Annotated in this window: 24 protein-coding genes; 9 read left to right on the top strand and 15 right to left on the bottom strand. The window is 68.3% G+C overall.

The window, feature by feature from the left end:
- Positions 1-195: 195 nt before the first annotated feature.
- Genes prmC through COC42_RS10000 form a run of 8 tightly spaced genes read right to left on the bottom strand, consistent with a single transcriptional unit; the run spans position 196 to position 6,609 of the window.
- Complete coding sequence (prmC, locus tag COC42_RS10035) at positions 196-1,014, bottom strand: peptide chain release factor N(5)-glutamine methyltransferase (RefSeq protein ID WP_096342962.1); 819 nt, start codon at positions 1,012-1,014, stop codon at positions 196-198.
- Positions 1,007-2,080 (bottom strand): peptide chain release factor 1, encoded by a 1,074-nt coding sequence (prfA, locus tag COC42_RS10030; RefSeq protein ID WP_096342961.1) that lies wholly within the window; start codon positions 2,078-2,080, stop codon positions 1,007-1,009. Before prfA ends, prmC begins: the two co-directional genes overlap by 8 nt.
- Complete coding sequence (gene hisS, locus COC42_RS10025; RefSeq protein WP_096342960.1) at positions 2,077-3,345, bottom strand: histidine--tRNA ligase; 1,269 nt, start codon at positions 3,343-3,345, stop codon at positions 2,077-2,079. Before hisS ends, prfA begins: the two co-directional genes overlap by 4 nt.
- A gap of 47 nt (positions 3,346-3,392) precedes the next feature.
- Positions 3,393-4,277, bottom strand: a complete 885-nt coding sequence (locus COC42_RS10020) for an alpha/beta fold hydrolase (protein ID WP_096342959.1) — start codon at positions 4,275-4,277, stop codon at positions 3,393-3,395.
- A complete protein-coding gene (locus COC42_RS10015) occupies positions 4,274-5,176 on the bottom strand; it encodes a pirin family protein (protein WP_096342958.1) in 903 nt (300 codons plus the stop codon). Before COC42_RS10015 ends, COC42_RS10020 begins: the two co-directional genes overlap by 4 nt.
- Entirely contained in the window at positions 5,173-5,619 is a 447-nt protein-coding gene (locus COC42_RS10010; RefSeq protein WP_096342957.1) for an NUDIX hydrolase, read from the bottom strand. Before COC42_RS10010 ends, COC42_RS10015 begins: the two co-directional genes overlap by 4 nt.
- Positions 5,609-6,319, bottom strand: a complete 711-nt coding sequence (locus COC42_RS10005; protein WP_096342956.1) for a glutathione S-transferase — start codon at positions 6,317-6,319, stop codon at positions 5,609-5,611. Before COC42_RS10005 ends, COC42_RS10010 begins: the two co-directional genes overlap by 11 nt.
- The gene (locus COC42_RS10000; protein ID WP_096342955.1) at positions 6,316-6,609 is read right to left on the bottom strand and encodes a BolA family protein; all 294 of its coding nucleotides are present in this window, start codon (positions 6,607-6,609) and stop codon (positions 6,316-6,318) included. The genes COC42_RS10005 and COC42_RS10000 overlap by 4 nt, the downstream gene beginning before the upstream one ends.
- 44 nt (positions 6,610-6,653) lie before the next feature.
- Here COC42_RS10000 and COC42_RS09995 point away from each other — a divergent pair, with 44 nt between their 5' ends.
- Complete coding sequence (locus COC42_RS09995) at positions 6,654-7,265, top strand: J domain-containing protein (protein WP_096342954.1); 612 nt, start codon at positions 6,654-6,656, stop codon at positions 7,263-7,265.
- 37 nt (positions 7,266-7,302) lie between these two features.
- Here COC42_RS09995 and COC42_RS09990 read toward each other — a convergent pair whose 3' ends face one another.
- The 7 genes from COC42_RS09990 to COC42_RS09960 form a co-directional block, all read right to left on the bottom strand.
- The gene (locus tag COC42_RS09990; RefSeq protein WP_096342953.1) at positions 7,303-8,085 is read right to left on the bottom strand and encodes a VOC family protein; all 783 of its coding nucleotides are present in this window, start codon (positions 8,083-8,085) and stop codon (positions 7,303-7,305) included.
- 11 nt (positions 8,086-8,096) lie between these two features.
- Positions 8,097-8,810 (bottom strand): DUF1428 domain-containing protein, encoded by a 714-nt coding sequence (locus tag COC42_RS18210; RefSeq protein ID WP_096342952.1) that lies wholly within the window; start codon positions 8,808-8,810, stop codon positions 8,097-8,099.
- Positions 8,807-9,271 (bottom strand): SRPBCC family protein, encoded by a 465-nt coding sequence (locus COC42_RS09980; RefSeq protein ID WP_096342951.1) that lies wholly within the window; start codon positions 9,269-9,271, stop codon positions 8,807-8,809. The genes COC42_RS18210 and COC42_RS09980 overlap by 4 nt, the downstream gene beginning before the upstream one ends.
- Before the next feature lie 12 nt (positions 9,272-9,283).
- Positions 9,284-9,958 carry a glutathione S-transferase family protein gene (locus COC42_RS09975; protein ID WP_096342950.1) on the bottom strand — a complete coding sequence of 225 codons (675 nt, stop codon included), beginning with the start codon at positions 9,956-9,958 and terminating at the stop codon, positions 9,284-9,286.
- A gap of 3 nt (positions 9,959-9,961) precedes the next feature.
- The gene (locus COC42_RS09970) at positions 9,962-10,441 is read right to left on the bottom strand and encodes a VOC family protein (protein ID WP_096342949.1); all 480 of its coding nucleotides are present in this window, start codon (positions 10,439-10,441) and stop codon (positions 9,962-9,964) included.
- A 117-nt stretch (positions 10,442-10,558) separates the two neighbouring features.
- The gene (locus COC42_RS09965) at positions 10,559-10,789 is read right to left on the bottom strand and encodes a DUF4287 domain-containing protein (RefSeq protein ID WP_096342948.1); all 231 of its coding nucleotides are present in this window, start codon (positions 10,787-10,789) and stop codon (positions 10,559-10,561) included.
- A gap of 14 nt (positions 10,790-10,803) precedes the next feature.
- The gene (locus tag COC42_RS09960; protein WP_096342947.1) at positions 10,804-11,229 is read right to left on the bottom strand and encodes a VOC family protein; all 426 of its coding nucleotides are present in this window, start codon (positions 11,227-11,229) and stop codon (positions 10,804-10,806) included.
- Between the two features lie 71 nt (positions 11,230-11,300).
- Between COC42_RS09960 and COC42_RS09955 the strand changes: the two genes are divergently transcribed.
- From COC42_RS09955 to COC42_RS09920, 8 genes are all read left to right on the top strand, one after another.
- The gene (locus COC42_RS09955) at positions 11,301-11,984 is read left to right on the top strand and encodes a winged helix-turn-helix transcriptional regulator (protein ID WP_096342946.1); all 684 of its coding nucleotides are present in this window, start codon (positions 11,301-11,303) and stop codon (positions 11,982-11,984) included.
- 81 nt (positions 11,985-12,065) lie between these two features.
- On the top strand, positions 12,066-13,070 hold the full coding sequence (cobS, locus tag COC42_RS09950) for a cobaltochelatase subunit CobS (protein ID WP_096342945.1): 1,005 nt from the start codon (positions 12,066-12,068) through the stop codon (positions 13,068-13,070).
- Between the two features lie 69 nt (positions 13,071-13,139).
- Positions 13,140-14,264 carry a 5-methyltetrahydropteroyltriglutamate--homocysteine S-methyltransferase gene (locus COC42_RS09945; RefSeq protein ID WP_096342944.1) on the top strand — a complete coding sequence of 375 codons (1,125 nt, stop codon included), beginning with the start codon at positions 13,140-13,142 and terminating at the stop codon, positions 14,262-14,264.
- Positions 14,265-14,346: 82 nt separating this feature from the next.
- Positions 14,347-16,185 carry a cobaltochelatase subunit CobT gene (cobT, locus tag COC42_RS09940; RefSeq protein ID WP_096342943.1) on the top strand — a complete coding sequence of 613 codons (1,839 nt, stop codon included), beginning with the start codon at positions 14,347-14,349 and terminating at the stop codon, positions 16,183-16,185.
- Positions 16,182-16,433, top strand: a complete 252-nt coding sequence (locus tag COC42_RS09935) for a ribbon-helix-helix domain-containing protein (protein WP_096342942.1) — start codon at positions 16,182-16,184, stop codon at positions 16,431-16,433. The genes cobT and COC42_RS09935 overlap by 4 nt, the downstream gene beginning before the upstream one ends.
- Positions 16,434-16,486: 53 nt before the next feature.
- On the top strand, positions 16,487-17,383 hold the full coding sequence (gene yghU / locus COC42_RS09930) for a glutathione-dependent disulfide-bond oxidoreductase (protein ID WP_096343229.1): 897 nt from the start codon (positions 16,487-16,489) through the stop codon (positions 17,381-17,383).
- A 53-nt stretch (positions 17,384-17,436) separates the two neighbouring features.
- Positions 17,437-19,584, top strand: coding sequence for an NAD-dependent DNA ligase LigA (gene ligA / locus COC42_RS09925; protein ID WP_096343228.1), 2,148 nt, complete (start codon positions 17,437-17,439; stop codon positions 19,582-19,584).
- 163 nt (positions 19,585-19,747) lie between these two features.
- A complete protein-coding gene (locus COC42_RS09920) occupies positions 19,748-23,053 on the top strand; it encodes a TonB-dependent receptor (protein WP_096342941.1) in 3,306 nt (1,101 codons plus the stop codon).
- The last annotated feature ends 25 nt before the right edge of the window (positions 23,054-23,078 follow it).

Here is a 23,078-nt window from a genome sequence, read left to right as displayed (position 1 = left end):
TCCGCGCGCCTGACCGGGGACGAGCCGGACCTGACGTGTTCGCCAAAGAGCCATCCGAAACGACGGCGCGTCTGACTGGATCGGGCCAATGCCCCGTTTTCAACAACCTGGTTGAAAATGCCTGCCCCTGCCTCGAACCAATAGCGACTGGCAGGTCGATCTCCAAGCGGAATATTGTGTGCGGGACTGCCCGGTTCAAGTCACGAAGACCGCGCGCGGACGCCCGCCCAGGTCGTTCACCACCCGCGCCGACCGCCCGGTCGCAGCGACGAGCGCCGCCACCGCCTCCCCCTGCCGCCAGCCGATCTCCAGCGCCGCCACCCCGCCGGGCGCCAGCAACCGCGGCAGCTCGGGCACGATCGCGCGATAGGCTTCGAGGCCCTCGTCCGCCGCGAACAGCGCCTCCGCCGGCTCGAATGCGCGCACGTCGGAGGCAAGATCGGGATCGTCCTCGGCGACATAGGGCGGGTTGGCGAGGATCAGGTCGAACCGCTCGTCCACGCCCTCGGCCCAGTCGCCAAGGCGGAACTCGGCCGGCAGGACCAGCGCCGCCGCATTGGCCCGCGCATAAGCGAGCGCCGCCGCCGATGCGTCGATCCCCAGCCCGGTCGCTTGGCGCCACTCGGCCAGCGCCGCGAGCAGCAGCGTCCCCGGCCCGGTGCCGAGGTCGAGGATACGCCGCGGCCCCGCTGACCCCGCGAAATGGGCGACCGCCGCCTCGATCAGCGTCTCGCTGTCGGCGCGCGGGATCAGCACGCCCGGCCCGACGCGGAGCGTGATCGTCCAGAAATCGCGCGTGCCCGTGATATAGGCGAGCGGCTCGCCCCCCCGTCGCCGCTCGACCAGCGCGGCGAACCCCGCCGGCTCCGCATCGTCCAGATACCGCAGCAGCACCGTATCGCGGGTCGCCCCCAGCGCCTGCGCCATCAACAACTCGGCATCGAGCCGCGGGGTGTCCGACACCTCACCCAACGCCCGCGCGGCTTCGGCCAGCGCGGTGCGCACATCACCCATCGACCATCGCCAGCCGCGCCGCTTCGTCCTCGGCGATCAGCGCGCCGACCAGCTCGTCGAGCTCGCCCTCCAGGATTTCCGGCAGGCGATGGAGCGTCAGGTTGATGCGATGGTCGGTGACGCGCCCCTGCGGGAAGTTGTAGGTGCGGATGCGCTCCGACCGGTCGCCCGAGCCCACCATCGACTTGCGCGCGCCGGCCCGCTCGCTCGCCGCGCGCTCGCGCTCGGCCTCGAACAGGCGGGCGCGCAGCACCTTCATTGCCTTGGCCTTGTTCTTGTGCTGCGACTTCTCGTCCTGCTGGCTGACGACGATGCCGCTCGGCAGGTGGGTGATGCGCACCGCCGAATCGGTCGTGTTGACGTGCTGCCCGCCCGCGCCCGAGGAACGGAAGACGTCGATGCGCAGGTCGCTCTCGGCGATGTCGATATCGACCTCCTGGGCCTCGGGCAGCACCGCCACCGTCGCAGCGGAGGTGTGGATGCGCCCGCCGCTTTCGGTCACGGGCACGCGCTGCACCCGGTGAACGCCGCTCTCGAACTTGAGCCGCGCGAACACGCCCGTCCCCTCGACGCTGGCGATGACTTCCTTGAAGCCGCCCGCTTCGCTCGCGCTTGCGGACATGAGCTCGACCCGCCAGCCGCGCTTGTCGGCATAGCGTTGGTACATGCGCAGTAGATCGCCGGCGAACAGCGCCGCCTCGTCGCCGCCCGTGCCAGCGCGGATCTCCAACATCGCCGGCCGCGCATCGGCCGCGTCGCGCGGCAGCAGCGACAGCGCCAGCGCGTGCTCCGCCGCCTCGAGTGCCGCCCTGTTCTCGTGCAGCTCCTCCGCCGCCATCTGGCGGAGTTCGTCGTCACCATCTTGCGTCATCGCAGCGAGCGACTTGCCCTCGGCGCGCAGCCGCCGCACCTCGCCCGCCGCCGCGGCGACGGGTTCGAGCTCGGCATATTCCTTGGAGACGGCGACGAAGCGATCGGACGGCAGGTCGCCCGTCGCCATCATCGCCTGCAACTCGTCGCGCCGCGCCTCGATCGCGGCGATCCTGTCGGCCGAGATGCGGGTCATTCGCCCGGCAACTCCGCCAGCCCGCGCACCTGAAGCACCAACAGGTCGATCTCGCTGCGGTCAACGGGCGATTCGGGGAAGACGGTGACGTTCATCCGCTCTGCCGCATCATTCGCCGCGCGCAGATAGATGACGGCATCGACGCCCGCCTTTCGCGCCTGCTCCGCCCGCTTCTTGGCGTTCGCCTTGTAGCCGGCGAACACCTCGATCCCCAGGCCACGCAGCTTGCGCGACAGATCGGCGGCGCGCGCCTCTTCGCTGGGCTTGTCGGGAACGATCGCGACAACCGGCTTCTCGCGCGGTGGCAGCTCGGTCAGCATCGCCAGCCGCTCGATCCCCGCGGCCCAGCCGACGCCGGGTGTCGGCGGCCCGCCCAGCCCCTCGACCAGCCCGTCATAGCGGCCGCCCGCCAGCACCGTGCCCTGCGCACCGAGGCGATCGGTGACGAACTCGAACGCGGTGTGGCGATAGTAATCGAGCCCGCGCACCAGCCGGCTGTTGCGCGTCCAGGTGACCCCCGCCGCATCGAGCCCCGCCGTCACGCTGGCAAAGAAGTCGCTGGCGGCCGGCGTCAGATAGGCGTCGATCTCCGGCGCCGCATCGGCGATCGGCCGGTCGCGCGGGTCCTTTGAATCGAGGATGCGCAGCGGGTTCTTGTCGAGCCGGGCGACGCTGTCCTCCGACAGCTCGCCGCGGTGCCCTTCGAAATGCTCGACCAGCGCCGCGCGCCAGGCCTCGCGCGTCTCGGCATCGCCCAACGTGTTGAGCTGCAGCGTCACGCCCTCCGAAATACCCAGCTCGCGCAGCAGCTGGTCGGCAAAGGCGAGCAGCTCGACATCGGCGGCGGGCTCGGCCGCGCCCAGCACTTCGGCGTCGATCTGGTGGAACTGACGATAGCGGCCCTTTTGCGGGCGCTCGTAGCGGAAGACCGGACCGTGCGCGGCGATCTTCAGCGGCACGAATTGCTGCCACCCCTCGGTCAGATAGGCGCGCGCGATCCCTGCGGTGAATTCGGGCCTGAGCGTCAGCGAATCGCCGCCGCGGTCATCGAAGGTATACATCTCCTTCGACACCACATCGGTCGTCTCGCCGAGTGAACGCGCAAAGACGGCGGTCGATTCGAACACCGGCAGCTCGACCCGCGTGAAGCAATAAAGCCGCCGCACCCGCTCGAACGCCTCGACCACGCGCGCAAAGCGGCGCTGCTCGTCGCCGAAGATGTCCTGCGTGCCGCGCACGCGCTTGGGGGTTTCGATCCTCGCCATGGGGGCGCGTATCTAGTGGACGCAAGAGTTCTGCGCCAGACGGGGCGTTAGGCGGCGTGCGAAGCCAGCCATTCGCGCATCGCGGCGTTGACCGCCTCGGGCCGCTCCCATGGTACGAAATGCCCGGCATCCTCGACCGGTACGACCGTGAGATCGTCGACGAGCTCCTCAAGCCCCTCTATCTGCACCGGCTGGAGCGCCTTGTCGCGCATGCCCCAGATGACCAGCGTCGGCACCTTGATCGACGGAAAGGGTGCGTCGAGCCAGGCCGGGCGGTCGGGCGCCTCGTCCATCGCCGGCACGATGATCCCGCTCGCGCGGTACCAGTTGAGCATGCCCGTCAGCGCGCCGGGCTGGCGCCATTCCTCGAGATAGCGTTCGCGCTCGCCCGCCACCGCCGCGGCATCGACATGCGGCGCGAAGCTGCCGTCGAAGAAGCGCTCCAGCCCCATCGCGTCGATCCGCGTCTCCAGCGCGGGATCACGGAACGAGCGGATATACTGGCTCCCTGCGCGCTGCTGGGGATCATCGAACAGGCTGCGCTGGAAGAGGAGCGGGTGCGGCGCGTTCAGGATGACAAGGCGAACGATCCGATCGGGGTGACGCAGCGCCGCCAGCCACGCCACCGCCCCGCCCCAGTCATGCGCGACCAGCGTGAAGCGCGCCGCGTCGAAATGATCGGCAAGCGCAATCAGGTCGGCGACGATCCGGTCGGCGGCATAGGCCTCCACCTCCTGGGGCTTGTCCGATCGGGCATAGCCGCGCTGGTCGGGCGCGATGACGTGGAAGTCGCGCGCAAACGCGGCCGCCTGGTGCCGCCATGTCCGGTGCGATTCGGGAAAGCCGTGCAGGCAGATCATCGTCGGCGAGCCCGGCTCCCCCGCCACCGCCACGTCGAGCTCGACGCCGGTTGAGAGCGGCACGCGGATCATGGATAGCTGACCGTTTTGGGTACTTCGGGGATCGGGATCCACTCCTTGTCGTCGCCGGGCACCCTGGGGAAGCGGCCCGCCTTCCACGCTTCCTTGGCTTCGTTGATCCGCTCACGGCGCGACGAGACGAAGTTCCACCAGACGTGGCGCGGGCTGGTGAACGCCTCGCCCCCGCACAGCATCACCCGCGCGCCGCGTTCAGACCGGAGCGTCGCGAGAAGGCCGGGACGCAGGACATAGAGTGTCAGCGGATCGAGGGGCATCCCGTCGATGCTGGCATCGCCGTTCGCGACATAGAGCGCGCGCTCCTCCGCCGCCGCCTCGATCGGCACGCTGCCGCCGGGGTCGAGCTGGATGTCGGCATAGATGGTCTGCGCATAGGTGGTGGTCGGCGCCTTCGATCCCCACAGCTCACCCATGATCACGCGCGCGCGAACGCCGCCATCCTCGATCACCGGCAGCTCGGCCTTTGCGACATGCTGAAAGGCGGGGTCCATCTCCTCGTCCTTCTCGGGCAGCGCGAGCCAGGTCTGGATGCCGAACAGTGCCGGGCCTTTCGCCCGCTCCTCGCCGGGCGAGCGCTCCGAATGGACGATGCCGTGGCCTGCGGTCATCAGGTTGACCGCACCGGGTTCGATGACGAGGTCGCTGCCGATCGAATCGCGATGCCCGATCGCGCCGCGGAAGAGGTAAGTGACGGTGGCAAGGTTGATGTGGGGATGCGGCCGCACGTCGATCCCCGTCCCGACCTCGAGGTCCGCCGGCCCCATCTGGTCGAAGAACAGGAAGGGCCCCACCATCGTCCGCGGCCTCGAGGGCAGGGTGCGATAGACCTTGAAGCCGCCAAGGTCGTGAGTCGTCGGCAGGATTTCCTGCAGGATCAGGTCGTCTCGGGTCATGGGTCGGTCGCCTCCAGCAGGTCGAGAAGGTCGGCAGGATAGATGGTTTCGGGCCAGCCCGCGATCTCGTCTCGCGAAAACCAGCGTTCCTCGATCATGACCCTTCGCTCGAGTTCGGTGTGATGGCTGCGGTCGATCGTTGTCCCCTTGCATTCGACCCGGAACCAGCGTTCGTCGGCGAAGACGGGAACGCGCTCGATCGTCTCGAACTCGATCCGCCGCCGCGCGACCTCCCGCCCCGGATCGGCATCGAGGCCGGTTTCCTCGAACAGCTCGCGCCGCGCCGCGGCCGGATAGTCCTCCCCCGGATCGAGCGCCCCGCCCGGCGTGCACCAGAAGGGCGGCCGCTCGTCGCCGGTCACAAAGCGGAACAGCAGCACGCGGCGCGCCCGATCAACGAGGAGGATGCGCGCGGCAGGGCGGGCGATGCGGCTAGTCGCCATCGAGTTCAGGATAATGGCGGAAGATGCCGTCCTCGTTGAAGGGGATGCGCCGGTCGCTGGAGAGATAGGCGGCGACGCCGTGCAGATTGGCGACCCGGTCGTGGAGCGCGATCAGCGCGGGATAGTCGCCCTCGATCGCGGCCATCCGGCGCGGAAAGGCATAGCGCAGCCCCTCGACCAGCTGGAACAGGCTGGTGTCGCCATAGGTCCAGCGCGCGCCCATTACCCAGTCGCCGGCGTTCGCGTTCGCCGCATCCTCGAAATGGCCGAGGAACTTCGGCATCCGCTCGGCCCGGAAGGCGGCGGCGGCGCGTGCGGCCTCAGCCTCCTGCTCATGATAATAGGCGCCGGTCGCGATCGGATGATGGACGTCGTGCACCTCCGCGACCAGATCTGCGATCGTCAGCTGGAGCTGATTGAGCCACAGCCGGTCGGCGAGCGCCGCGGGGGCGAGATGGTGCCGCTCGCCGAGATAGAGGAGGATGTTGGCGGCCTGTGCGATCACCTGATCGCCGGTGTCGAGATAGGGCGGTGCGAACGGCGTGCGCCCGGCGCGGCCGTTGAGGTCGGCGAGCAGTGCCTCGTCGCCTTCCTCGCGCGCCATGTCGCGATACTCGATTCCGCCCGCCTCCAGCGCCAGCCGCACGAACTCGCCGCGTCCCTGGATGCCGGACCAGTACCAGAGCTTGTACGGTGTCATGCCTCACCCGGCGCGCGGGTGCGCATGGTGAGCGCGTGGATGCGCGTCGCCAGCAACTTGGCGAGCGCGGCGTTGACCAGCCGCTGCCGCGCGACGCGGGGCAGGCCCGCGAACGCCGCACTCTCCACATCTACGGCGAAATGCGTCTCCCCGGTACCGTCGTCGCCCATATGGCCGGCATGATGGTGGCTCTCGTTCACCACCTCGAGGTGGGTGGGTGAAAGGGCGGCGGTCAATCGCTCGGCGATGAGGTCGGCGACGGGGCGAAGCGTGGTGGAAGGCTCGGTCATGGTGCCTATATCTGGAGACTTTGCCCCCGAACAGGAACCCCCGTGTGCCCCGGCCCGAACGCAAGGATCGCCCCAATACTCGCTTCCATGGTCGCGTCGAGGCCGAGGGACGCGTCTGCGCGGTGTCGGGTTGCGACGAACCGGGTGAGTTCCGCGCGCCCGCGAGCCCCGGCGCGCGCCACGGCTTCGACGGGCCGGCGGGCTATCGCTTCATGTGCCTAGATCATGTGCGAGCGTTCAACGCGGGCTATAATTTCTTTGCCGGCATGACCCCCGACGAGATCAACGATGCCCAGCGCCCCTATGCCGGGTGGGAGCGCGAGACGCGCGCCTTTGCCGCCAACGGCGCCGACCGCCCGCCGCCGTGGCGCGACTTCGCCGACCCGCTTGACGCTATCGGCGCGCGCTTTCGCGAGCGGATGGCCGCCGAGCAACCACGCACTGACGGCAAGCCGCTCTCGGGCAAGGATCGCGAGGCGCTTCGCACGCTCGGCCTCAAGACCGACGCCGATCGCCGCGCCCTCCGCCAACGCTACGCCGCGCTCGTGCGCAAGCTGCATCCCGACCACAATGGCGGCGACCGGTCGAGCGAGACGCGCCTGCAGGCGGTGGTCGAGGCCTACCAGCACCTCCGCAGCGCCCCGGCGTTCGCGTGATCACCACCTCCTCTCCCTTTCGGGGCAGAGGGCTCGATCACCCCAGCCGCGCTCCCACCATCCCGAACCTCACCCCGGCATCGTCCGCCGCGACGATCGCATAGCCGCCGCCGGGGATCGCGTCCGGCCCCTGCACCACGCTGCCGCCGGCATCCTTCAGCCGGCGTGCGGCGGCGTCGATCTCGTCGACGAGGAAGTAGACCTGCCAGCCGCGCGGCCAGTCGGGCTGCGCGTTCATCGACGCGCCGATACAGGTGTCGCCGGCATGGACGAACTTGTACTCGCCCAGCTCGCCCATCGGCATCCCGCCCTCGTGCCGCAGCCCCAGCAGCTTGCCGTAGAAGGCGAGCGCCGCGTCCTGATCGTCGGCGGTCAGCTCGTTCCAGACGGCGTGGCCAGGCGGAACCTGACCCGTCGACGAGTCGGCGAACGCCGTACTGCTCTCGTCCGGCTCGCCGCGCATCACATAGAAGGGGTTGCCTCCCGGATCGGCGATCAGCGCCAGTCGCCCGACACCCGGCACCGTCATCGCCGGCATCCAGACCTGGCCGCCTTCGGCCTCGGCCGCGGCAACGGCGGCATCGACGTCGTCGACGCCGAAATAGACGAACCAGCGTGCCGGTGCCGCGCCATCGGGTCGCTTGATCAGCCCGGCGATCGCCTCGCCCTGCGGGCGAGTGAAGATGCGATAGTCCATTCCCGCCTGCCCCGAATCGGCCGAATGCCAGCCGATCACCTCGCCGTAAAAGGCTTGGGCCGCGTCGGGATCGGCGGCCATCAGCTCGTACCAGATCGGAAAGCCGTGAGGACTGCGTGCCATCGCCAATCTCCTCAGGCGTCGATCAGCGGCACGAAACCGCCGAAGATCATGCGCTTGCCGTCGAACGGTGCGTCCTCGCCCGACATGCGGGGATCGGCCATCACCTTTTCCCAGCCGGCGTCGCGGCCCGCCTTGTCGGGCCACTCGACCCAGCCGAAGGCGGCGACCTCGCCGTCCTTGCGCAGCACCGCACGGTTGAAGTCGGTGACCTTGCCGTCCTGTACGTCGTCGGCGACGGCATCCATCACCCGCGTCGCGCCGAACTCGAGGAACACCGGCCCGACCTTCTCGCAAAAGCTGCGATACGCGTCGCGCGCGTCGGCGGCGAGCGGCAGCACTACGCCGTCGATATAGCCCGCCCCGCCCGGCCGGCCGACATCGCTGACGCTCTCGAACCCGCCCCAGACCATGCGCTTTCCGTCAAAGGGCGGCTCGGCCATCATCGGCTGCATCCGGGGATCCTCCATCATCCGCGCATTGGCCGCGTCGCGCGTCGCCCGGTCGGGATATTCGAACCAGCTGAAGACGATCGTCTCGTCCTCGCGCGCTTGCACCGCGCCGTAGAAGTCGTTGAGCTTGCCCCGCGGCACGTCGTCGCCCCAGGCCTCGACCATCCGCACCGTGCCGAACTCCTTGAACAGCGGCAGCGCGCTGGCGGCATGGTCACGATACGCATCCTTGTTGGCGGTCGGCACCGCGACCAGAAATCCCTCGACATAGGTCATGCGCCCCCTCCCTCGTGCAGGCGTTTCGCCACCGCTTCCAGCTGACCGGCGACCGTGCCCCAGCCCTCGTGGAAGCCCATCGCCTCGTGCTGCGCCTTCGCTTCCTCGGTCCAGTGGCGCGCGGTCGCGCGATAGAGCGTGCCGTCGCCGTCCACGAGGAACTCGGTGATCGCGATCATGAAGGGCGTCTGCGGAACCCAACCGGGGGCAAAGGCGTCGGTGGTGACGACGCGCTCGCCCTCCACCGCCTCCAGCACCACGCCGGTCAGCACCATATCCTCGCCCTCGGGCCCCACCATCCGCACATGGCTGCGGCCGCCGGGGCGAAGGTCGTACTCGACCTCGGGCGCCTTCCACGGAAGGGGACAGAACCACTCGGTCGCATGGTCGCGCCAGGCGCGCCAAACCGCCGCGCGCGGCACCGCCATGCGCCGCTCGATCACCAGATCATGTTCGGACATTCTCGCTCTCCCTCACGCCGCCTTGGGCGCTCTCTCATCGTTGAAATCGGCCAGCTGCGCTGCAAGCGCCGCCTGGAACGCCGGCCGCGCCATCCCGCGCGCGACATAGCCGGCGAGCACCGGTCGGTCGGCGAGCAAGGCGGTCCCCTGCATCTCGCGCAGCACCGTCACCATCGCGATGTCGGCAATGCCGAACCGCCCCGCCAGCCATTCGCGCTCGCCGAGCGCCGCCGCCAGCCGATCGAGCCGCTGGCCGATCTCGCGCTCGAGCGACGGACGGCGCAGCTTCGCCCATTCCTCCTGCGCGGCGAAGATTGTCACGCGCGCATGCTCGAAACGCCACGGCTCGATCGAGTTATAGGCCGCGAACAGCCACGCCAGCGCCCGGTCGCGTCCCGCCGGATCGCGCGGCAGCAACCGCTCATCCTTCTCGCCGAGATGGAGCAGGATCGCGCCGCTTTCGAACAGCGTCCGGCCATCCTCCTCGATGACGGGCACCTGACCCCAGGGCTGTTCCAGGAAATACCAGTCGGGCTTGGCCACGGCGCTCACCAGCCGGACGGCATAGTTCATGCCGATCTCCTCGCATGCCCAGCGCGGGCGAAGATCGCGAACGAACCCGCGCGCAAAATCGGGCACCCAGTCGAACGCCGTGATCGTCAACGGCGCACTTGCAACCTTCGGCATCGCTCAAGCCTCCCCTACCGCGCGGTCGAGCGCGGCGATGTCAATCTTTCGCATCGTCATCATCGCTTCCATCGCCCTGCCGGCGACGGCCGCGTCGGGATGCGCGACGAGTTCGGTCAGGCGGCGCGGCGTGATCTGCCAGCTGACGCCCCAGCGATCCTTGCACCAGCCGCACATGCTCTCCTGCCCGCCATGGCCGACGATCGAGTTCCACAGACGGTCGGTCTCGGCCTGGTCGTCGGTCGCGATCTGAAAGCTCACCGCTTCGGTCTGCGGAAAGACCGGCCCGCCATTGAGGCCGAGGAAGCGCTGGCCGGCGAGCTCCCACTCGACGGTGATGACGTCGCCCGCCTTGTTGCCCGGCGTGTCCACCGGCGTCCGCGCGACGCGGACAATGCGGCTGCCCGGCAGCAGCGTGACGTAGAAGGTCGCCGCTTCCTCGGCACCGCCGTCGTACCAGATGCAGGGAATGATCTTGGACATGCGTGAAGCTCCCGGTTCAGGCGAAGGGACAGGCACCGGCGATCGCCGCGGGCGCCAGCAGGGCAAGGACGGTGAGGGCAAAGCTGGCGACGCCGATCGCCAGCGTGGCGCACAGGCTCATTCGTCCCCCTCCTTCTTTCGGCCCGTCAGCAGGGCATAGATCGCCATGGCGTGACCGTGGCCGAGCCCGTGATCGGCCTTCAGCCACTCCGTCACGCGCTTCGCCGTCACGCCGGGGGCGAGCACCCCGTCCGCGACCAGTCCCCGCGCCGCCGCCTCGCGCCGGAAGTCGTCGGGGCGGCGGCCCGTCTTGGCCTCGATACTCGTCAGATAGCTCTGGAAGGACATCGATTTTCTCCCGATCAGGCCGGCTGCGCGGCCATCGCCGCGGCATGCGCCGCCACGTCCATCGTGAACGGTCCCCAGCCATTGCCGTCGGGGTCCTCGAACGCGCGCGAATACATGAAGCCGTGATCCTCGGGCTCGTGCAGCTCGCGCCCGCCCGCGGCCAACGCCGCCTCGGTGATCGCATCTACCGCCGCGCGATCGTCGAACGACAGCGCCAGCAGCGCGCCGCTTTCAGTGCGCGGGTCGATGATCTTCTTGGTCGTGAACGTGGCATAGAGGTCGCGCGCCAGCAGCATGACGTGGATCGTGTCCGACCATTGCATCGCCGACCCCTGCGCATTCGAGAACTGCTCGTTCCGGGCGAAGCCCACCGCCTGGTAGAAGGCGGTGGCCCGAGCCACGTCCTCGACCGGCAAATTCACGAAGATCATCCTCGCCATCTCGCCCGCTCCCTCGTCCCGATTCGCATCGTCGTTGCAATCTGTGCGCCTGCAGGTTATTAAAAGCAACCATGAAGTTAGAAAAGATAACCGAAAACGATCAACCGGTCACGAAGCGCTGGTACGACGACGCCTGCGGCACCGCGCTCGCGCTCGAGATCGTCGGTGAGCGCTGGGCGCTGCTCATCATGCGCGAGCTCGTCTTCGGACCGCGCCGCTTTTCCGAATTGAAGGCCAACCTGCCCGGCATCAGCGCCAACGTCCTGACCCAGCGCCTTCAGGGGCTTGAGGCGAGCGGCGTGCTGACGCGCCGGACGTTGCCCTCGCCCGCCAATGTGCAGGTCTATGGCCTGACCGAATGGGGCCTCGAATCGCAGGCGATGATGCGCGACCTCGGCCGCTGGGCGGCGCGCTCGCCGCGCCACGATCCCTATGCCTTCATGTCCGCCGCCTCGGCGATGATGTCGCTCCAGGCGCTCGTCGATCCCGACCGGGCACGCGACATCGACCTGACGATGGCCTTCCGCTTCCCCGCCGACGCCTTCGTCGCGCGCGCACGAAACGGCGCGATCGAGGTGACGCGCGGCGAGTCCGGCGACGCCGCCGCCCTGTTCGAGGGCGATACGATGCAGATGCGTGTCACCTTCTACGGCAAGGCGCCCTTCGGCGCGGCCGAGGGGATGACGGTGACGGGGGACCTCGACGCCGCCCGCGCGTTTACCGGGCTGTTCCGCTTGCCCGAAAAGGTGGCGTGAACGCCCCCAAAGTCCCGTTTGCGTCACCGCGATCAGGGCTTATGTGAACCCCGGACTTCCGCTCTGACAGGCTTTCCCTCCATGACCGACCTCGCCAACACCCAGCCCGACAGCCGCGAGACGACGCTGCTCGCCGCCCCCGACAAGACGGTGAGCGTGCGCGAACTGTTCGGCATCGACGTCGACATGGAAGTGCCCGCCTTCAGCGAGGCGGACGAGCGCGTGCCCGATCTCGACCCGGCTTACGTCTTCGACGGCGACACGACGCTCGCGGTGCTGGCGGGATTCGCGCACAACCGCCGGGTGATGATCCAGGGCTATCACGGCACCGGCAAGTCGAGCCACATCGAACAGGTCGCCGCCCGCCTCAACTGGCCGTGCATCCGCATCAATCTCGACGCGCATATCAGCCGCATCGACCTGATCGGCCGCGACGCGATCGTCCTGAAGGACGGCCAGCAGGTGACCGAGTTCCGCGAGGGCCTGCTCCCCTGGGCGCTCCAGACGCCGACCGCGCTCGTCTTCGACGAATATGACGCAGGCCGGCCCGACGTGATGTTCGTGATCCAGCGCGTGCTGGAGACCGAGGGGAAGCTGACGCTCCTCGACCAGAACCGCGTCATCCGCCCGAACCCGTGGTTCCGCCTGTTCGCGACCGCCAATACCGTGGGCCTCGGCGATACGTCGGGCCTCTATCACGGCACACAGCAGATCAATCAGGGCCAGATGGACCGCTGGAACGTGGTCGTCACCTTGAACTACCTTCCCGCCGCGACCGAGGCGCAGATCGTGCTCGCCAAGTCGGGCGAATATGACAAGCCCGGCGGCAAGGAAGCGGTCGACAACATGGTCCGCGTGGCGGAACTGACCCGCCGCGGCTTCATCAACGGCGACATCTCGACCGTGATGAGCCCGCGCACGGTCATCACCTGGGCGCAGAATGCGCTGATCTTCGGCGACGTTGGATTCGCCTTTCGCCTCTCCTTCCTCAACAAATGCGACGAGGCAGAGCGGGCGCTGGTCGCCGAATATTATCAGCGCGTCTTCGGCAAGGACCTGCCCGAGAGCATCGCCAGGAAGGGCTGATCCGAACGCGCCTTTTAGTTGGGCGCGCGCCCGGCTAAGCGGTGCGCCTGTCCTTCAGGAGCATCGCCGATGACCACCCCGCGCCCGCCCTTCCGCGCCGATCACGTTGGCAGCCTGCTGCGCCCCGCCTATCTGAGCGAGGCGCGCGAGCAACTGGCTGCGGGTACGATCGACGCCGCCGACTTCGACGAGGTCGCCGATCGTGCGGTGCTCGAGATCATCCGGCTTCAGGAGGATGTCGGCCTGATCGGCATCACCGACGGCGAGGCGCGCCGCGACACCTGGCACATGGACTACATCTACCAGATCGGCGGCATCACCAAGCGCGACAGCGACATGAAGGTCCGCTTCCATAACGAGGGTGGCGACATCGAGTGGACGCCGGCCAAGCTGGCGGTGGTCGACAAGCTGAACCTGCCCTCGACCATCTTCGCCGATGCCTTCACCTTCCTGAAGGACAATGTCCGCCGCGGCGTGCCCAAGCTCACCATCCCCAGCCCGTCGATGGTCCATTACCGCGGCGGGCGGGAGGCGGTGAGCGCGGAGGTCTATCCCGACCTCTCCGCCTTCTACGCCGACCTGTCTTCGGTCTATGCGCGCGAGATCGCCGGGCTCGGCGCGCTCGGCTGCACATATCTCCAGCTCGACGACACCAGCCTGGCCTATCTCAACGACCCTGCCCAGCGCGCGATGATCGCCGCGCAGGGCGAGGATGCCGATACCCAGCACGAGACGTACATCCGCATCATCAACGACGCGGTAAAGGATCGTCCCGCGGGGATGACGATCACCACGCACCTCTGCCGCGGTAATTTCCGCTCGAGCTGGGTCGCCTCGGGCAGCTACGATCACGTCGCCGACGCGCTGTTCAACACGCTCGACGTAGACGGCTATTTCCTCGAGTTCGACGACGAGCGCTCGGGCGGGTTCGAGCCGCTGCGCCTGCTGCCCAAAGGGCACAAGCGCGTCGTCCTCGGCCTCGTCACCACCAAGCACGGCGAGCTGGAGGATCCCGACACGATCAAGCGCCGGATCGACGCCGCGGCCAAGTTCGCGCCGATGGAGCAGCTCTGCCTCAGCGCCCAGTGCGGCTTCTCCTCGACCAAGGAGGGCAACGACGTCACCCCCGACCAGCAGCGCGCCAAGCTCGAGATGATCGTCGAGATTGCGCAGGACATGTGGGGCGAGCTCTGATCGCCGGCCGAAAGCCGGGGTGATTTCCCCGGCCGACCGCCCTATCTGAAGCCGGCGTTCCGACAGAGGCTTTCCCGACCTTATGGCTCAAGCGACCCCGATCGACCGCTTTCGCGACGTGCTCGCCGGCACCGCGCGCGCGATCGCGAACGATGGCGAGGTCGAGCTGGCGTTCAGTGCGGAGGCGCCGGCGCAATCGGGCCGCAATCTCAAGGTGCCGATGCCCGGCCGCGCGCTGCCCGCCGACCAGGTGGCGGAGGCGCGCGGATTTGCCGACGGCTTTGCGCTGCGCCTCCGCCTCCACGACGCCGGCCTTCACGCGCGCGGCGCGCCGGTGGAGCCGGTCGCGCGCGCCGTCCATGACGCGGTCGAGACCGCGCGGATCGAGGCGCTGGGCGCGCGCGGCTTTGCCGGCATCGCCGACAATCTCGACGCCAGTCTTCAGATGCGGATGCGCTCCGACCCGATCTCCCGCGCCCGCACCCGCGACGAGGTGCCGCTGTCGACCGCGATCCAGCTGATGGTGCGCGAGCGGCTGACCGGCAAGCCCGCGCCCCATGCCGCGGCGGGCGGCCTCGCGCTCGTCTCCGACTGGATCGAGGAGAAGGCGGGCTCGGAGCTCGACGCGCTGGCGCTCGCGATCGACGATCAGGCGCAGTTCGCGCGGCTAATCGCCGACCTCCTCGCCGACCTCGAACTCACCGAAGGTCGGATGGAGCCCGACGACGCCGATGACGGTGGCGAGGACGACGAGGGCGAGAGCGAAGGCAAGGACGATCAGGACGAACAGGGCGACGACGACCAGTCAGGTCAAGGCGACGCCGAGGTCGAGGCGCGCGGCGAACAGCGCGAGAGCGATGACGCCGAGGGCGACGGCGAGGAGCAGGATCAGGAGGGGGAGCCCCTCGACGACATGGACGGGCAGGACGGCGACGAGGGTCGCGACGGAATGCTGCCGACGCGCCCCAACAAGCCCTTCTCCGACTTCGCCCCGCAATTCGAATACAAGCCCTTCACGACGCAGTTCGACGAAGTGGTGGCCGCAACCGACCTGTGCGACGACGAGGAGCTGGGGCGGCTGCGCGCCTATCTCGACCAGCAGCTCGTCCACCTGCAGGGCATCGTCACCAAGCTCGCCAACCGGCTGCAGCGGCGATTGATGGCGCAACAGTCGCGGTCGTGGGACTTCGACCAGGACGAGGGGCTGCTCGACGCCGCGCGCCTCGCCCGCGTCGTCGTCAATCCGATGCAGTCGCTCTCCTACAAGGTCGAGCGCGACACCGATTTCCGCGATACCGTCGTCACGCTGCTGATCGACAATTCGGGGTCGATGCGGGGGCGGCCGATCGGCATCGCCGCGATCAGCGCCGACATCCTCGCCCGCACGCTCGAACGATGCGGGGTGAAGGCCGAGATCCTGGGCTTCACCACCCGCGCGTGGAAGGGCGGGCAGGCCCGCGACGCCTGGCTGGCACAGGGCCGCCCGCCCGCCCCCGGCCGCCTCAACGACCTGCGTCATATCGTCTACAAGGAAGCCGACGAACCCTGGCGCCGTGCACGCAAGTCATTGGGCCTGATGATGCGCGAAGGTCTGCTCAAGGAGAATATCGACGGCGAAGCGCTCCTCTGGGCCCACTCCCGCCTGATCGCCCGGCCGGAGGAGCGCAAGATCCTGATGGTCATCTCCGACGGCGCGCCCGTCGACGATTCGACGCTCAGCGTGAACAGCGGCAGCTATCTCGAACGCCACCTCCGCCAGGTGATCGGCTGGATCGAAGGGCGCAGCCCCGTCGAGCTCGTCGCGATCGGCATCGGCCATGACGTGACGCGCTACTACCAGCGCGCGGTAACGATCATGGACGTCGACCAGCTCGCGGGGACGATGATCGAGCAGCTCGCCGGGCTGTTCGACCAGCCATGATCGCGGTCGAGCCGCCGGCGGGCGGCTTCGTCGGCCCGGTCAAGCGCTCGATCACCATCGCCGGCCACGCCACCTCGATCAGCCTCGAACCCGTCTTCTGGTCGGCGCTTGAAGCCGAAGCATCGGCGCGCAGCCTGCCGCTCTCCGCCCTCGTCGCCGCGATCGACGCACAGCGGATCGCCGCCGCCGACCCGCCCAACCTCGCGAGCGCGATCCGCGTTTGGCTGTTCGCGACGCGGGGTGGTTGAGCGCCGCTCGCCGCCCCCTATCTGACGGGCTCCCCGATCAGGAGCCCATGAAGATGGCCGACGCCCCCAACCCCGCGAACAACCTGCCCGCCGGTTACGTGCCCCCGCGCGTCTGGGAATGGCAGCCGGGCAATGGCGGCCAGTTCGCCAACATCAACCGTCCTGTGTCCGGATCGACGCACGAGAAGGAACTGCCCGTCGGCAACCATCCACTCCAGCTCTATTCGCAGGGCACGCCCAACGGGCAGAAGGTGACGATCCTGCTCGAGGAGCTGCTCGCCGCCGGGCATGCGGGCGCCGAGTACGACGCCTGGCTGATCCGCATCGGCGAGGGGGGCCAGTTCGGTAGCGGCTTCGTCGGCATCAATCCCAATTCTAAGATTCCCGCGCTCGTCGATCGCTCCTCGGACCCGGCGATCCCCGTTTTCGAGAGCGGCGCGATCCTCTTCTACCTCGCCGAAAAGTTCGGCGCTTTCCTCCCCACCGACCCGGGCAAGCGCGCCGCGGTGATGAGCTGGCTGATGTGGCAGATGGGCGCCGGGCCGTTCGTGGGCGGCGGCTTCGGCCATTTCTATGCCTATGCGCCGATGAAGATCGAATACGCCATCAACCGCTATGCGATGGAGGTGAAGCGCCAGCTCCACGTTCTCGACACCCAGCTCGGTCGGCACGAGTTCGTCGCCGGCGACGAGCTCAGCATCGCCGACTTCGCGATCTGGCCCTGGTACGGCGCCCTCGCGGCCGGCAAGATATATGGCACCGCGGGTGAGTTCCTGAACGTCGGCGAATACCCCAATCTCCAGCGTTGGACGAAGCAGCTTGCCGAGCGCCCGGCCGTCAAGCGCGGCCGGATCGTCAACGTGACGATGGGTGTGCCCGAGAACCAGCTCCACGAGCGCCACGACGCGAGCGACTTCGACACGAAGACGCAGGACAAGATCGGCAGCTGAGCCGCGCGGCGGCGGGTTGTCAGGCCCGCCGCCATTCCGGCATGGGATGGCGCATGGTCGATACCCCCGCCCTGCCCCGGACCGACGAGGAAGCCGCCGCCGAGCTCGCGGCACTGGCCGCGGAGATCGCGCACCACAACCGCCGCTACCACACCGACGACGCGCCCGAGATCAGCGACGCCGAGTACGACGCACTCGTCCGCCGCAACCTGGCGATCGAGGCGGCGTTTCCCGCTCTCGTCCGCTCCGACTCGCCCTCGGTACAGGTCGGCGCCGCGCCCGCGGCACACCTTGCCAAGGTCGCGCATGCGCGGCCGATGCTCAGCCTCGACAATGCCTTTGCCGACGAGGACGTGGCCGAGTTCGTCGGCCGCGTCCGCCGCTTCCTGTCGCTGCCCCCCGACGAGCCCGTCGCGCTCACCGCCGAGCCCAAGATCGACGGCCTGTCCTGCTCGCTCCGCTACGAAAATCGCCGGCTGCTGCGCGCACTCACCCGCGGCGACGGCGCGGTGGGCGAGGACGTGACCGCCAACGCCCTGACCATCGACGACATCCCGCGCGAGCTGCCCGCCGGAGCCCCCGACCTGTTCGAGGTGCGCGGCGAGGTCTATATGGAAAAGGCCGCCTTTGCCGCATTGAACGCCCGTCTGCTCGCGGAGGCGGAGGCGGCGGGTGACGCGACGAAGGCGCGCCGATTTGCCAACCCGCGCAACGCCGCTGCCGGGTCGCTCAGGCAAAAGGACGCCGCCGTCACCGCCGCGCGTCCCTTGCGCTTCCTCGCGCATGGCTGGGGGGAGACGAGCGCGCTGCCCGCCGACACGCAGGCCGGAGTCGTCGCGGCGCTCAAGGATTGGGGCTTCCCCATCGCCAAGGACTTCGCCCGCTACGATACCACGGACGCCGCCCTTGCCGCCTATCGCGCGATCGAGGCGAAGCGCGCGGACCTGCCCTTCGACATCGACGGCGTCGTCTACAAGGTCGATCGCCTCGATTGGCAGGCGCGGCTGGGCACCGTCGGCCGCGCGCCGCGCTGGGGCCTCGCGCACAAGTTCCCCGCCGAGCGCGCGCAGACGACGCTCCAGGCGATCGACATCCAGGTCGGCCGCACCGGCAAGCTCACGCCCGTCGCCCGGCTCGAGCCCGTCACCGTCGGCGGCGTCGTCGTCACCAACGCAACGCTCCACAATGCCGACGAGATCGCGCGGCTGGGCGTCCGCCCCGGCGACCGCGTCGTCCTGCAACGCGCCGGCGACGTCATCCCGCAGATCGTCGAGAACCTGACCGCCGCCGAGGATCGTCCCGCCTTCACCTTCCCCGACCACTGCCCCGAATGCGGGTCGGAGGCGGTACGCGAGGAGGGCGAGGTCGACATCCGCTGCACCGGTGGCCTGATCTGCCCCGCGCAGCGCATCGAGCGGCTGAAGCATTTCGTCAGCCGGGCCGCGCTCGACATCGAGGGGCTGGGCGAGAAGACGATCGAGCAGTTCGTCGCGCTCGGCTGGCTGGCGGAACCCGCCGATATCTTCCGCCTGCGCGACCATCGCGAGGCGATGCTGAGCCTGGAGGGCTGGAAGGAGAAGTCGGTCGACAACCTCCTCGATGCGATCGAGGCGCGGCGCGCGCCCGACGCCGCGCGGCTGCTGTTCGGCCTCGGCATCCGCCACATCGGCGCGGTGACCGCCCGCGACCTCCTCAAGCACTACACCACGCTCGCCGCGATCCGCGAGCTGGGCGAGGCACTGACCGCGCTCCGCGACGCGACCACACCCGCGCTGGGCGAGGATGCCGCGAAGCACCGCAATCGCCTCGACAAGGTCATCGCCGAGCGTATCGGCGTCGCTCAGGTAGGCGCCGCGGTCGGTCATGCGCTCGCCGACTTCTTCCACGAAGCGCACAATGTGACGGCATGGGAAGACCTGATGGGTGAGGTGTCGCCCCCCGCCTATGTCGTCACCGCCCGCGCTTCCGAAGTCTCGGGCAAGACCGTCGTCTTCACCGGCACTCTGGAGACGATGTCGCGCGACGAGGCCAAGGCGCAGGCCGAATCGCTGGGTGCGCGCGTGTCGGGGTCGGTGTCGGTCAGGACCGACCTGCTCGTCGCCGGGCCGGGCGCGGGATCGAAGGCGAAGAAAGCCGCCGAACTCGGCATCCGCGTGGTCGACGAGGCCGGCTGGCAGGCGATCGTGGCTGCCGCGGACTGACCGGTAACCCTTGTCACTGTCGCCATTATGCAACGGCACGCGGTGAACTGCGCCGTGCGCGCAGCGTGTAACAGAAGCGACACATTGCTCGCGCAGGGGCGCGTTTAACGGCGAACGACGTCGATTGTTCCGGCCGCCACGGCCGCTCCAATAGGGGAAAATCATGCGAAATCACCTCATGATGGGTGCGGCTGCTGTCGCGCTCATGATTCCGGCCGCTGCGATGGCGCAGGAAACCACCTCGAGCATCCGCGGCACCGTGACCCAGGACGGCGCGCCGGTAGCCGGCGCGGTTGTGCGTGTGGTCAACACCACCAACGGTTCGGCGACCACCGCGAATACCAACGACGCGGGCAGCTTCGTCGCGTCGGGCCTGCTGCCCGGCGGCCCCTACACCATCGAGGTGACGAGCTCGAACGGCAACGCGACCGTCACCGACATCTTCACCGTCGTCGGCCAGCCCTATACCGTGCCCGTGGAGCTCGCCGCCGCCGGCGGTGACGACATCGTCATCACCGCCTCGCGCGTTGCCGGCGCCGGCACGATCGCGTCCGGGCCGCGCACCGTCCTGACCCAAGCCGACATCGGCAAGGTCGCCTCGGTCAACCGCGACGTCCGCGACCTCGCCCGCCGTGATCCGCTGGCGCAGCTCGATCTGTCGAACAGCCGCGCGGTCAGCTTCGGCGGCGTCAATCCGCGCTTCAACCGCTTCACGATCAACGGCGTGCAGATCGGCGACAGCTTCGGTCTCAACTCCGACGCCAATCCGACCGCCCGCGGGCCGATCCCGTTCGACGCGATCGCCCAGTTCTCGGTTTCGATCGCGCCGTCGGACATCCGCCAGGGCAATTTCCAGGGCGGCGCCATCGACACCGTCGTCAAGTCGGGCACCAACGAGTTTACCGGCACCGGCTTCTACTCGCAGTCGACCGACGGGCTTCAGGGCGACACGATCGGTTCGAACAGCCAGGTGCTGCCGAAGTACAAGTCCGAAACCTATGGCGCGACGATCGCTGGCCCGCTGATCCGCGACAAGCTGTTCTTCATGGTGTCGGGCGAGCGCAACACCGATCCGCGTCCCGCCGCCGTGTCGCAGATCTCGCAGATCCCCGGCCTGACCCAGGCGCAGATCGACACCGTCAAGAACATCGCGCAGAGCACGTATAACTACGAGGCCGGCGACATCGTTCAGGTCAACCAGAACAAGGACGAGAAGATCGTCGGCCGCGTCGACTGGAACATCGTCGACGGCCAGCGCCTGTCGCTCACCTACATCAACGCCTATGAATCGGGCACCGTGCCCCAGGGGACCTCGACCAGCCTGACCACCCCGAGCCTCGGCCTCTCGTCGAATGCCTATCAGCGTTCGGTGCTGCTGCGCTCTGGCATCGTGCAGCTCAACTCGGACTGGACCGACAAGCTCTCGACCGAAGCGCGCTTCCTATATCAGTCGACCGAGGTGACACAGGAATCGCTGGGGCAGCAGCCCTTCGCGCAGATCCGCGTCTGCACCGACCAGACCAGCATTGTCAGCGGCACCAACACGGTGAACAGCTGCTCAACCGGCGCGCCGGTCATCGCCTTCGGTCCCGACATCAGCCGCCAGGCGAACGAGCTGTTCTTCGACACCTGGGGCGGTTCGCTCCTGACGCGCTACAATGCCGGCGCGCACCAGATCAGCCTTTTGGCCGAGTATAATCGTCGCCGCACCACCAACCTGTTCCTGCAGAACGCGACCGGCGCCTATTATTTCGACTCGATCACCGATTTCCAGAATCGCAACGCCTCGCAGTTCTCGTACCAGAATGCGCTGTCGCTGAACGTGAACGATGCGGCCGCCGACTTCGTCTATGAGCAGTGGACGTTCGGCCTGCAGGATACTTGGGCCGTCGCGAGCAACTTCGATGTGACTCTTGGCGCGCGCTACGACCTGTACGGGATGCGTTCGCAGGTGCCGCTCAACAACGCCTATCTTGCACGTTACGGCTTCACCAACACCCAGACCTACAAGGGGCTCGATAACTTCCAGCCGCGCTTCAGCTTCAACTGGCGGCCGGTCGATGCGCTTCGCGTCCGCGGCGGCGTGTCGGTATTCGGCGGCGGTTCGCCCGACATCTATGTCTCGAACAGCTTCTCGAACACTGGTGTCGTCAGCAGTGCGATCAGCAACCTGACGCGTGCGACCGCAGCCGCGAACGGCTCGACCGCCACCTGCACCTCGCCCTTCAACACGCCGGCGAATGCTCCCGTCTGCCAGGCCGCGCTCAACGGCGTGAACGGCGCGACGATCCCTGCCGTCATCGACGGCTACATCGCCACCAACACCGCGGGTCAGGCGCTGGCGCCGACCTCGTCGCTGGCGCAGGACTTCCGGCCGCCGTCGGTCACGAAGTTCAATCTGACCGCGGAGTACGACCTGTTCGGCTTCACCTTCGGCGCCGACTATCTCTATACCCTGACCAACGAGGGTGTGAGCTTCACCGATCTGCGATCGCGCCAGATCGGCACGCTGCCCGACGGTCGTCCGCGCTATACCTTCGTCGCCACGCCCGGCACGTCGGTTACCGCCGACAACAATGCCGACTATCTCCTCTACAACGACGGCCGCGGTCGCAGCCACATCGCCGTCGCGCGGTTCGCCAAGGACTTCGATTTCGGCCTGTCGCTGGCGGGCAGCTATGCCTGGCAGAACGTCAAGGACGTCAGCCCGGCGACCTCGTCGACCCCCGGCTCGCTTTATGCCAACGCGGCCAAGGGTGACCCGAACTTCCCGGCCTATGGCCGCGCGAACGACGAGACGACGTGGCGCTACACCTACAGCATCGGGTTCGATCGCGCCTTCTTCGGCGACTATCGCACCGTCATCCAGCTGTTCGGCGAAACCCGCGCGGGACGCCGCTACAGCTTCACGATGCAGGACAACAACAGCAACCGCTCGCCCGTCTTCGGTACGATCGGCAACAACAACGCTCACCTGCTCTACGTCCCCACCGGCATCGACGATGCCCGCGTGAGCTACGACAACGAGCAGACCCGCACCGATCTTGAGGCGCTCATCAACAACACCGCGCTCAAGAACTATCGCGGCCAGATCGCGGCAAAGAACATCGCCCGCAACCGCGCCTTCACGCGCATCGACCTGCACCTCGAGCAGGAAATCCCGACGTTCGTGGGCAAGTCGCGCATCTCGCTGTTCGCCGATATCGAGAACCTGCCCAACCTCATCAACAGCGAGTGGGGCGGTCTGCGCCAGTTCGGCTTCCCGTACACCGCCGACGTGGTGCGCGTGCAGTGCCTGACCACACCGGTCGCAACCGGCACCGCGCCCGGCGCGGGCGTCGTCAACACCAACTCGACCCAGGCGTGCAACCAGTACCGCTACTCGAGCTATCGCGAGCCGAACGAGAAGGCGGTGTCGTTCACCAACTCGCTCTACCTGATCCGCGTGGGCGCGCGCTTCACCTTCTGATCCGCGCCCGACACGACCGACCCTG

Source organism: Sphingomonas spermidinifaciens, assembly GCF_002351485.1.
Lineage (GTDB): Bacteria > Pseudomonadota > Alphaproteobacteria > Sphingomonadales > Sphingomonadaceae > Sphingomonas > Sphingomonas spermidinifaciens.
Note: the sequence above shows the minus strand (reverse complement) of the source record. Positions and strands in the feature narration are given on the sequence as shown.

What these genes read in the sequence shown, in the direction of transcription:
- ligA (WP_096343228.1), top strand. Translation starts at nt 17,437, where the DNA reads ATGGTCGATACCCCCGCCCTGCCCCGGACCGACGAGGAAGCCGCCGCC.
- COC42_RS09945 (WP_096342944.1), top strand. Translation starts at nt 13,140, where the DNA reads ATGACCACCCCGCGCCCGCCCTTCCGCGCCGATCACGTTGGCAGCCTG.
- COC42_RS09965 (WP_096342948.1), bottom strand. Translation starts at nt 10,789, where the DNA reads ATGTCCTTCCAGAGCTATCTGACGAGTATCGAGGCCAAGACGGGCCGC.
- COC42_RS09955 (WP_096342946.1), top strand. Translation starts at nt 11,301, where the DNA reads ATGAAGTTAGAAAAGATAACCGAAAACGATCAACCGGTCACGAAGCGC.
- COC42_RS09960 (WP_096342947.1), bottom strand. Translation starts at nt 11,229, where the DNA reads ATGGCGAGGATGATCTTCGTGAATTTGCCGGTCGAGGACGTGGCTCGG.
- hisS (WP_096342960.1), bottom strand. Translation starts at nt 3,345, where the DNA reads ATGGCGAGGATCGAAACCCCCAAGCGCGTGCGCGGCACGCAGGACATC.
- prmC (WP_096342962.1), bottom strand. Translation starts at nt 1,014, where the DNA reads ATGGGTGATGTGCGCACCGCGCTGGCCGAAGCCGCGCGGGCGTTGGGT.
- prfA (WP_096342961.1), bottom strand. Translation starts at nt 2,080, where the DNA reads ATGACCCGCATCTCGGCCGACAGGATCGCCGCGATCGAGGCGCGGCGC.
- cobT (WP_096342943.1), top strand. Translation starts at nt 14,347, where the DNA reads ATGGCTCAAGCGACCCCGATCGACCGCTTTCGCGACGTGCTCGCCGGC.
- COC42_RS18210 (WP_096342952.1), bottom strand. Translation starts at nt 8,810, where the DNA reads ATGACCTATGTCGAGGGATTTCTGGTCGCGGTGCCGACCGCCAACAAG.
- COC42_RS10000 (WP_096342955.1), bottom strand. Translation starts at nt 6,609, where the DNA reads ATGACCGAGCCTTCCACCACGCTTCGCCCCGTCGCCGACCTCATCGCC.
- COC42_RS09935 (WP_096342942.1), top strand. Translation starts at nt 16,182, where the DNA reads ATGATCGCGGTCGAGCCGCCGGCGGGCGGCTTCGTCGGCCCGGTCAAG.
- COC42_RS10015 (WP_096342958.1), bottom strand. Translation starts at nt 5,176, where the DNA reads ATGACCCGAGACGACCTGATCCTGCAGGAAATCCTGCCGACGACTCAC.
- COC42_RS09975 (WP_096342950.1), bottom strand. Translation starts at nt 9,958, where the DNA reads ATGCCGAAGGTTGCAAGTGCGCCGTTGACGATCACGGCGTTCGACTGG.
- COC42_RS09990 (WP_096342953.1), bottom strand. Translation starts at nt 8,085, where the DNA reads ATGGCACGCAGTCCTCACGGCTTTCCGATCTGGTACGAGCTGATGGCC.
- COC42_RS09980 (WP_096342951.1), bottom strand. Translation starts at nt 9,271, where the DNA reads ATGTCCGAACATGATCTGGTGATCGAGCGGCGCATGGCGGTGCCGCGC.
- COC42_RS10005 (WP_096342956.1), bottom strand. Translation starts at nt 6,319, where the DNA reads ATGACACCGTACAAGCTCTGGTACTGGTCCGGCATCCAGGGACGCGGC.
- cobS (WP_096342945.1), top strand. Translation starts at nt 12,066, where the DNA reads ATGACCGACCTCGCCAACACCCAGCCCGACAGCCGCGAGACGACGCTG.
- yghU (WP_096343229.1), top strand. Translation starts at nt 16,487, where the DNA reads ATGGCCGACGCCCCCAACCCCGCGAACAACCTGCCCGCCGGTTACGTG.
- COC42_RS09970 (WP_096342949.1), bottom strand. Translation starts at nt 10,441, where the DNA reads ATGTCCAAGATCATTCCCTGCATCTGGTACGACGGCGGTGCCGAGGAA.
- COC42_RS09920 (WP_096342941.1), top strand. Translation starts at nt 19,748, where the DNA reads ATGCGAAATCACCTCATGATGGGTGCGGCTGCTGTCGCGCTCATGATT.
- COC42_RS10020 (WP_096342959.1), bottom strand. Translation starts at nt 4,277, where the DNA reads ATGATCCGCGTGCCGCTCTCAACCGGCGTCGAGCTCGACGTGGCGGTG.
- COC42_RS10010 (WP_096342957.1), bottom strand. Translation starts at nt 5,619, where the DNA reads ATGGCGACTAGCCGCATCGCCCGCCCTGCCGCGCGCATCCTCCTCGTT.